This window comes from Phormidium pseudopriestleyi FRX01, assembly GCF_017313335.1.
Lineage (GTDB): Bacteria > Cyanobacteriota > Cyanobacteriia > Cyanobacteriales > Laspinemataceae > Laspinema > Laspinema pseudopriestleyi.
On record NZ_JAFLQW010000053.1, the window covers coordinates 1 to 8622 of the forward strand.

At 49.3% G+C, this 8622-nt stretch carries 4 protein-coding genes; all 4 read right to left on the reverse strand.

Going from position 1 to position 8622, the window contains the following annotated elements:
• Positions 1 to 56 precede the first annotated feature (56 nt).
• The 4 genes from J0895_RS02115 to J0895_RS02130 all read right to left on the reverse strand — a co-directional run bounded on the left by J0895_RS02115 (position 57) and on the right by J0895_RS02130 (position 7578).
• On the reverse strand, positions 57 to 2528 hold the full coding sequence (locus J0895_RS02115; protein ID WP_207086490.1) for a DUF5906 domain-containing protein: 2472 nt from the start codon (positions 2526 to 2528) through the stop codon (positions 57 to 59).
• Positions 2529 to 3299: 771 nt separating this feature from the next.
• Positions 3300 to 4097 carry a LapA family protein gene (locus J0895_RS02120; RefSeq protein ID WP_207086491.1) on the reverse strand — a complete coding sequence of 266 codons (798 nt, stop codon included), beginning with the start codon at positions 4095 to 4097 and terminating at the stop codon, positions 3300 to 3302.
• Between the two features lie 108 nt (positions 4098 to 4205).
• On the reverse strand, positions 4206 to 4823 hold the full coding sequence (locus tag J0895_RS02125) for a UbiX family flavin prenyltransferase (protein WP_207086493.1): 618 nt from the start codon (positions 4821 to 4823) through the stop codon (positions 4206 to 4208).
• Positions 4824 to 5172: 349 nt separating this feature from the next.
• Positions 5173 to 7578 carry a ribonuclease R family protein gene (locus J0895_RS02130; RefSeq protein WP_207086492.1) on the reverse strand — a complete coding sequence of 802 codons (2406 nt, stop codon included), beginning with the start codon at positions 7576 to 7578 and terminating at the stop codon, positions 5173 to 5175.
• Positions 7579 to 8622: the final 1044 nt, after the last annotated feature.

An 8622-nucleotide genomic window follows, 5' to 3' on the forward strand; every position in this document is an offset into this window, starting at 1 on the left:
ATTTCTTCCTCCAATCATGGCTGAGTCAGCACTCCAATTTGAAGCGCAATTTTTTCCTAAGATTCAGGATTATGCCATTTTAAACCCCTCAAAAACGTGCCTTGTTCATCCCCGCCTTTCTTAGCTTTGGGAAACATAGACAACAGACGAACCGGGACCTGATTTAAGGTTTTACAATGCCGATCGCTGTCTGAAGGTAAATCGTACCACAGCAGTTTCTCCCGAGAGCGATCGCCGCCTTCCACCTGTAAAATCCCCGTATCCTGATACCATTGCCGCAACTTTTGCCAAATCTCCGGGACATAAACTCGGGAATCTGGGTCCTCCACCAACCCCGAATCCTTGACAAACTGCCACAAATGTTCCGAAGCGCATTGAATCTCCGTCATCGCCTCTTGGGTAGGACTATAGTCAATGCCATCGCACATCAACCCCTGCAACGCATCTAAAAGTCGATTCAAATAAGCAGGCAGCACTTTAGACTTTAAAAACTCTGGATCATATTTGAATCGCGGATCCGCAGGTAATTCCCCGCGTCGAGGGTTGGGGTTGACGGCAAAAGTTTTAGTAAACGGCAACACCGCATAGCGACTGCGAATCGCTTCCATTACTCCAGCAAGTTCCGGGATATCGTTCCAGTTAAAGATAAAAACGGCATTAATCGCGGTTTCATAATCATCTTTGCCTTTGCGTTCAATCACAAATGACCGATCGCCAGTAATGGCAATTTTCAAGCATTGGAGGCGGTCCAGGGCCTCAGCGTTGCGATTTTCTGAGGGCCAGTTTACCCGAGACCCTTCCAATCGGGCGACGGGAAACAACCGTCCGCGATCGGCTTGTTCAAAGGCTTCCACAGAAACCGAGGTGAGTCCCTGATAGCCATACATCATCGCCGTCACTTCCCGCAAACTATCCTTACCATTGTTGCCATCTCCTTTAGCCAGTAACGCTTTGACCATTCGTCCTTTCAAGCGACGGACCGATTCTAGGTCCAAGGAAGCGGCGATGGTTTTGAGGAAAATATCCCGATATTGGGGTTCGAGGCATTCCAGGAGGCGATCGCAGTCAGTCGGATCCGCCTCGGGGTCATACATCACCAGAGGTTGATAGAGATAAAAATGCTGGCGGGGGTCATGGGGGACCAATTTCCAGGACGGCTGACCCTTGCGATTAAACGAGAGTTGTAGAACCCCATTGGTGCAATTGAGTCCCGGAGGATTCACCCGTCCCGGGGCGATCGCAAACATCAGTTTTACCCATTCCAGGGCTTTTTTCACACTGCTGGAACTGGCGTAGGGATAGCGAATCTGTCCTTTGACATCAATGGGAAAGGAATTGCAAAATTGGGTAATCCGATAGAGTTCGACCGTATTTGGGGAGGCTTCGTAGTAGGTCCCCTGCCATGCATAGAGGGTATTGTTGACGCAAATCCAAGGGCGATCGCCATACAGGAACTTAACGATCGCCTGGTTAAACTCCACCACCGGGAAAAAACTATCGTAACTCTCGGTTTCCAACTGCTGCGAGTTCCGCTGAGTCCCTTGGCGAATCACCCCCTCTAACCGTTGAATCAAGTCCGAGGGAATCGCCGAATTTTCCAGCATTTCCCGAATATCTCCCTTTTCCGGCAAATCGGGATCAATCTGAGTCGGGTCCAATTCCAGACAGGGAACTCCCACTTTTGCCGCTGCTGCCGCCACTTTCGCTGCCTTTTTGCGCCCGGTTTCATCGCGATCGGGGAGAACGGCGATCGTTGCCTTCTCATTGGCATGGCGCAAGCGAATCAAAAAACTCTCGATTTCGACATTCGTCCAGGCACTCCCTTGAAACGTCACCGCAGCTAACCCCAGAGTCCGGGCAATTTCCACACAGCCTTCCCCTTCCAGCAATAACAATACCGGAAACCCCTTTACCACGCGGGCACTTGCTGCCAATGCCTCAATTTCTCGATAGGCTTTCCAGGGGTCGTTGCCTTTACCCCAAACTGGCAATCCATCCTCATTCAGGTGACATTGACGAAAGGTTTTTTTATGACCTTTGCGCTGTTTAGGGTCTAGCCATTCAAACCGATACACCATCTGGTTATCGCTGTATTTGTAACGGATTTCGACCGCATGATTCGGGACCCCTTTCGGTTGGAAGGAGAGTTTTTGGGATTTAGGGGGGATACCCGGTTGGCGCAACCTTGCTAAAACCGGATGTCCCTCGGGAAATGGGGCGGGTTTAAAGGATTTCTGGACAGTCTTTTGCCGGGGTGATCCCGAGGAAATGACCGAACGGTTGATCCCCAAGGTGGCGCGAATGTCTTTACATTCGCACCCATTCCAGCATTTATAGGCCCCGCTTTGGGGATGAACCGTTAGATTCTGTCCCTGACAGACTGGGCAAATATACCGATTTTTCTTTCCCGCCAAGGGTTCTAAGGTTTCTACCCAGTTGAGCATATTAAATGGACTCCCACTGGCAACCTTGGCGGCTGCTGACAGGAATTCAGCGTTGATGCTGGCATCACGGGTAGAATTGAACACGATTGGCTCCTTTAACTAGGTTTACACTGTACCAGGGCGTTCCTCCCCTGAACTGGTATTTCAAGGGAAGGATTGGATGAAATAAATAGGGCGATCGCACACGTCTGATCCAGACTGGCAATACCGAACTGTCTTACAGCTAAATACAGGGGGATTCCCTGCCCACGCGCCCTTATCGTTTAGGGTGTTGCGTTGGGTCTAATTTATGGTATGGGGCCGTCTCAAGCCCCTTTGTCTTACAGGTTCTGCGTCCAATGTTGCAAAATTGCATTTTAGCAATCGAACATAAGATAATCGCCAAGATTACAAAGGGGTCTCTCCTGATTGGTTATCCAGTACCACGGGAAAAAATAATACCATTTTTGTCCGAGTCTCCACCATAAAAATCAGATAAAGTCTCGGTCCTTTTTTCTACCCTAATTAAGGCCCTCTCAGGACCCTCTCCCTTCACCTTCTGCACTCTGCAATCCCCATCCGGTGTGACTGACCGAGCATCGATCAGTAATCGTGAATCTGCTATGCGATCGCCCTCTCCCGGGGGTCCTTTTCTGCGGTAACGCCACCCTAGGGCTGAGGTTTTTATCTCACTTTTATCTGGATCAAGTGGGTCGTTAAGGATAGGTTTCCCCGTTGTTTTATCCAGGACTTACGCAGATTTGGAGCGTGAAACCTATTTGTCGAGTTGATTCGGGAATCAACCCTACAAATAGGGGTTTATGCGTCAGTCCGGTAATCGATCGCCTGCTAGGTTCCTCTTACAAACGGAAAGGCTTACCAGTTATCCTGGCGACGGCGACTGGTGGTCCAATCATCACTGGAACTGGGGCTGTTGGGTGGTTCTGGGGTGGGCAATTCCTCCACAGTCGGTTCAACGATCGCCTCCGGTGATTTTTCCTCCGGTGATTTTTCCTCCGGTGATTTTTCCTCTAGGGGGGGTGGGGTGACAATTCGGTAGTCTGCATTGTAGGGGGAATTGCCTTGATCACCGCCCGACTCTCGATTCTGTTCATAACTATAGGAATAGCTGGATCCCACCCAAGACTCGGCAACGGGTTCCCGGACGACTTCGTAATTGTAGCCCTCGCTGTCCCTCGATTCTGGAAAGGATTGAGCATTAGGTTCGTCCATGAAGTCCTCATCTTCATCAATCCAGTTTTCTTCTTCGAGTTCTCTGGGGTTGGGAACGGGGATGCGATCGCCGGTTTCCCCGGTTCGGTTGAAACGATTCGGGACATCATCCTGAATCACCGTGGCGTTATTGCGCGATAAGGGGGGTTCGGCGCGATTGGACCGAGGCGGTGGGGGTGCGACTGGTTCCAGAGGACGCTGGGGTCGGCGGGGTCTGGGGTCGCGGGTATCCCAATAATGATAGAGTCTGAATAAAATGGCGATCGCCCAAGCTGTAAAAACACCCAGGGCGATCGCTGCTAGAATCCAGGCAGACAGAGGCAGCGCAATAGACTTCATCCCTAAAAACACCAAAGACAGGGATGGCGACGTATTTTGCAGAGCAAAAATTGTCAATCCCCCCAACACAACCAACAGCAGTACATTCCGAAATTCACGCATATTTTATTTTCTGATTCATTCATCCCAGCAAGGAATTCCCACAGTTTCCCCTCTTCCCAGCACTTATTTTAGCATCCGAGATTCGTCTTTGGTCCTACTTCATCCTTCCTAATGTCCTTCCCAACGCCGAATCGGTACGCAGTCAATCTCTAATTGATCCAATGCGCGGGCGACGATAAAATCAACTAAATCCTCAATGGTTTGAGGTTTGTGATACCAAGCCGGAATAGCCGGGACAATTCTTGCACCCGCTTCTGCCAAGGTAGTTAAATTCCGTAAATGAATCAAACTAAAGGGAGTTTCCCGAGGGACAATTACCAGTTTTCGACCTTCTTTAAGTTGAACATCTGCCGCCCGTTCCAATAAGCTCGAACTCAATCCCGTGGCTATTTTAGCAACGGTACTCATACTACAGGGAATGACCAACATTCCTACAGTTCGGAAGGAACCACTGGCAATGTTTGCACCGACATCTTGCCAGGGATGACAAGTTAGTTTACCCTCAGTGACGCTTCCGGCGCGATCGCGCCAAAATATCTCTTGTTGTGCGGGTTCGGCAGGCATTCTAACATTCTCTTCTGCTTGCCAAACCATATAGGTTGATTTGGAGGCCACCAGTTCAACGCGATAGTCGGCCTCTAACAAAAATTTAACAGTTCGCACGGCATAAATCAACCCGGATGCGCCCGATACGCCTAGGATTAAAGGTCGGTTTTTATCGTTGATAATATTCTCCTTTTTTGATTAATTAAGGGAGGGTTTAACGATTAAAGAGATTTAGGCCAAATTTTAGAATAAAATTGACTGAATATTATCCTATCATCCTCGGCAAAGTTTGTAAATAGACCGGGAGTGGGGTTAGCAAATCTTTTCAATGAATCCATGAATAGCCAATTCAGCCTACAAAAATCGAGTTTCCCCTCAGCCGATGTCGGCGGGTTGCCTCCAGATATTTTATGGGTTAGGGTATTTGAAACTTAAAAAATTAAGCCCGCGCTTAGGCGGGCTTTATCCATTGTCTGGCCGATTTTTTGGTGTCGGACCCAGTGGTCATCATTAGAAGATTCAAGGGAGATTAAATATCTTCCTCGTAATCATAGTAATTCCGTTCACGCTCGCGATATTCGGTATAGTCTTCGCCACTGGCTTCACTGCCGCCACCGACTGCCACAAGGTCGATTTGTTGACGGTAGTAATCGACACTTTTAACTTGAACTTCGACGATATCTCCTAAGCTGTATTGCTTACGATTTTTCCGACCGACGAGAGTTTGCAGGCGAGAACGATACTCGTACCAATCATCTTTTAGGGATGAAACATGGACGAGTCCTTCCAGGCGCAGGGGAATTCCTTCGGGTCCTTCGACTTCGATTTCCACAAAGAATCCGTAGGATTGAACGCCGGTGATTAATCCGCTGAAGGTTTCGCCGGTGCGTGCCTTCATCAGTCCGGCTTTTTTGAGTCCTTGGAGGTCCGCTTCTGCTTCTTGGGTGAGCTTTTCGCGATCGCTCAAGTGACCGACGATGGTGGAAAAATGACTCTCAAATTCGCTGTGAGTCGTCGGAGGCAGAACGTTCCAAGAGATTTCGCCGTGACTGTGACTGCTGTGCAGATCGACGAACTCTTTAGACCGAGCCGATTTGCGATCGCGACCTTCTTCAAACACAGTTTTCAGCAAGCGTTGTACCAACAGGTCCGCATATCGCTGCACCGGGGAACAGAAGTGAGTATAACCCGTGTTTAAAGCTAATCCAAAGTGAGAGCCAGGATTTGTGCTATAACTGGCGGGTTTTAAGGTGTCTTCCAGGAGATAAGTGAGAACTCGCTCGCACCCAGAGGCCGCAAAGACCTCGGTAAAGTCCTGGAAGTCAATGGGAGTCACTTCTTCGGGGTCATCGAGTAGAACTTCTACCCCCATATTGCTGGCGAGTTTGATTAGCTCATCGACTTGTTCGAGGTCGGGAGCAGCTTGCACGCGGTAAATGCCCGGAACTCCCAACTGCTGTAAGTGAGTGGCCACCAGTTGGTTAGCCAGAATCGTAAATTCACACAGCATCCCTTGGGCGGTAATGTGAGAAGACAGAGAAATCGCCCCCTCTGCGCCTTCATCATTATAAACCGAGGGACAAATGCCATATTGATTGGGTGGCAGATTCAGGTCAAATCCCCCACGAGCGCGACGCCAGTTTTGCATGAGATAGCTCAATTGGAACATTTTTTCCAGAGTTTGAGCGATCGCCGTAGGTACGGGTTCAGGCTCTTCCAGGGATTTTTGACGTTCTCGAAACTCCAACCACCAGGCGGGGATGATTTCTGGATCAAGGTATTGTTCCTGCAATTTATCCAGAATCGGTTGCGCTTGGCGATCGCTCACTTGATAATCAACCTTGATGACACTGGGTTTAATTTCAAAATCCACCACCCCATCATCATCTAAAATGACTAACACAGAAACCGCGAGACGGTCTTCCCCGGTCAGCAAAGAGCAGGAATCCAAGGCCAACTGTTCGGGAATAACCGGCAATACCATATCCCCCAGATGTGCCGAAACCGATCGCCTGCGAGCTTCGCGATCCAACGCCGTATCTGGCTTGACATAGTGGGCGACATCTGATATGTGAATCGAGAGACGCCACTCGCCACTTTTGAGAGTCTCCAGACTAAACGCTTGTTCCACCGTCGGAATGGAACTGCGGAGTCTGGATGCAGGCATCAAGGCAATCGTTTGGAGACTACGCAGATCTAAGCGCCCTTTAATCTCAGCTTTTCGCAGAGGTTTGGGTAAATCGGCGATCGCATCCAGAACGACTTGGGGGAAAGCGCGAGGCAAGTCATGCTTACAACAAACAATATCCAGATCATTAGCATCTTCCGCATCAGATCCGAGGATTTGTGCGACGCGCCCGAGGGGGGGATTGCTGCCGAGAGCATAACGCAACACTTCGACATGAACCAGATGTTCGACCGCATCGACGAGAGAAACCCCATTTTGTTTGAGGTCGAGTTCAAATAACAAGCGATCATCTAAAGGAACCGCTAAATAGCGATTTCCCGTTTGCTTGACTCTCGCGAGTACGGATGGGTTGGCACGTTCTAGGATTAACTTCACCTCGCCCTCAGGAGAACGGCGACGAGAGCCTTCTTTAATGATATTCACCAACACGCGATCGCCATTCCAGGCATTACTCAAATGACATTCGCGGACGTAAATATCCTCCGTCCCCTCCGTATCCTGAATCGCAAAGCAAAACCCCTTGCTAGAGCAGCGAAGTTTCGCTTCTACGAGACTTTCCTCCCAAACCCGGCGATATCGACCTTTTTCCTTAACCAGCACGCCGATTTTTTCCAACGCATCGAGCGCTATTTGTAAGTAGCGCGTGCTTTTTTCATCCTGACACCCCAGTTTCTTCTCTAAGATCTTGGGAGCGACCGATTTATCATCGGTAAAATTTGCCAGTAGTGTAGCGATTGAAAAGTCCATTCAGAGATCGATCCTTCTTTTATCCATTCGGTTCTCTTTCCAGGCATCAAATGTCTGGTGTTGCTGCTTGTTCTCAATCCAGCCGAGCCTCAAAGGTGACGCAAATGACGAATATCCCCTTATTGAACTCGTTTGACTTCAGACAAGCTACAGTGACGCCAACTTTCAAGCCAAAACAGTTGCATCGCGTCAATCCCCTGTCAGTTTTCAACGGAGGTCGTTATCGTATCATACTCCCCGATCAACCCATCCGAATCAGAACTTACAGACTCAGAACGCGACGCGATCATGGTGACTTTTTCAGCATCAGCGTGAAGTTTCCCAGCGATTCGAGCCAACATTGGGCCGATACTTGGGTCACTTACCGACTCCCTACAACGGAAAACAGCCGGGTTGACCCGCGCGAAATGCATCATCGCGCGATCGCGCTTACATCCCTAAAGACAATGAAGAACGCATACCCGATGCCCTACTAGACTCTCCGGTGATTTACTAACCCAATCTATCCCAGGGACACCAGCCAAAGCAAAGGGGCGGTTGTTAGGTGTTGAACCCCCTCCAACTGGATCGCCATACCTGGGGATTTAACCGAGTTAGGGTCTAAAGATACTCAAAAACTCTAACGAGTTGCTGCCGTATCTCTTAGATATCCAACTGATAAAAACGAGCCGTTGCTTGTTCTAGCCGCATGGTTTTTGGCTTTTCTCCCTAGGGAATTGAGATCTGCCGTTAGCATAGCTCTCTCGCGAGCAATCGCCCGGGCTTGACTCAAAGGCGGCGGTTTTTGTCCTAGGGTCTTTCACAAGTGACCTGTTTTCTGGCATTGTAGCATTGAATGGTATTAAATTTCCCCGAAGCTAATTTCCCTGATTAAAATGTCAACTATCCCCTTAACTTTCCCCAGACACCAGAGAAACACGGTAGGGCTGGTAGCCTCGTGTCTTCAGACCGAGGTGGAAAGCCCACACGAGCGGTTTTAACCGCCTACACTGTAGTCTAACCATGATGAGGGTCGTTAATGTAGCGTTCTATCGTATCTGCTGA

What these genes read in the sequence shown, in the direction of transcription:
- J0895_RS02120 (WP_207086491.1), bottom strand. Translation starts at nt 4,097, where the DNA reads ATGCGTGAATTTCGGAATGTACTGCTGTTGGTTGTGTTGGGGGGATTG.
- J0895_RS02130 (WP_207086492.1), bottom strand. Translation starts at nt 7,578, where the DNA reads ATGGACTTTTCAATCGCTACACTACTGGCAAATTTTACCGATGATAAA.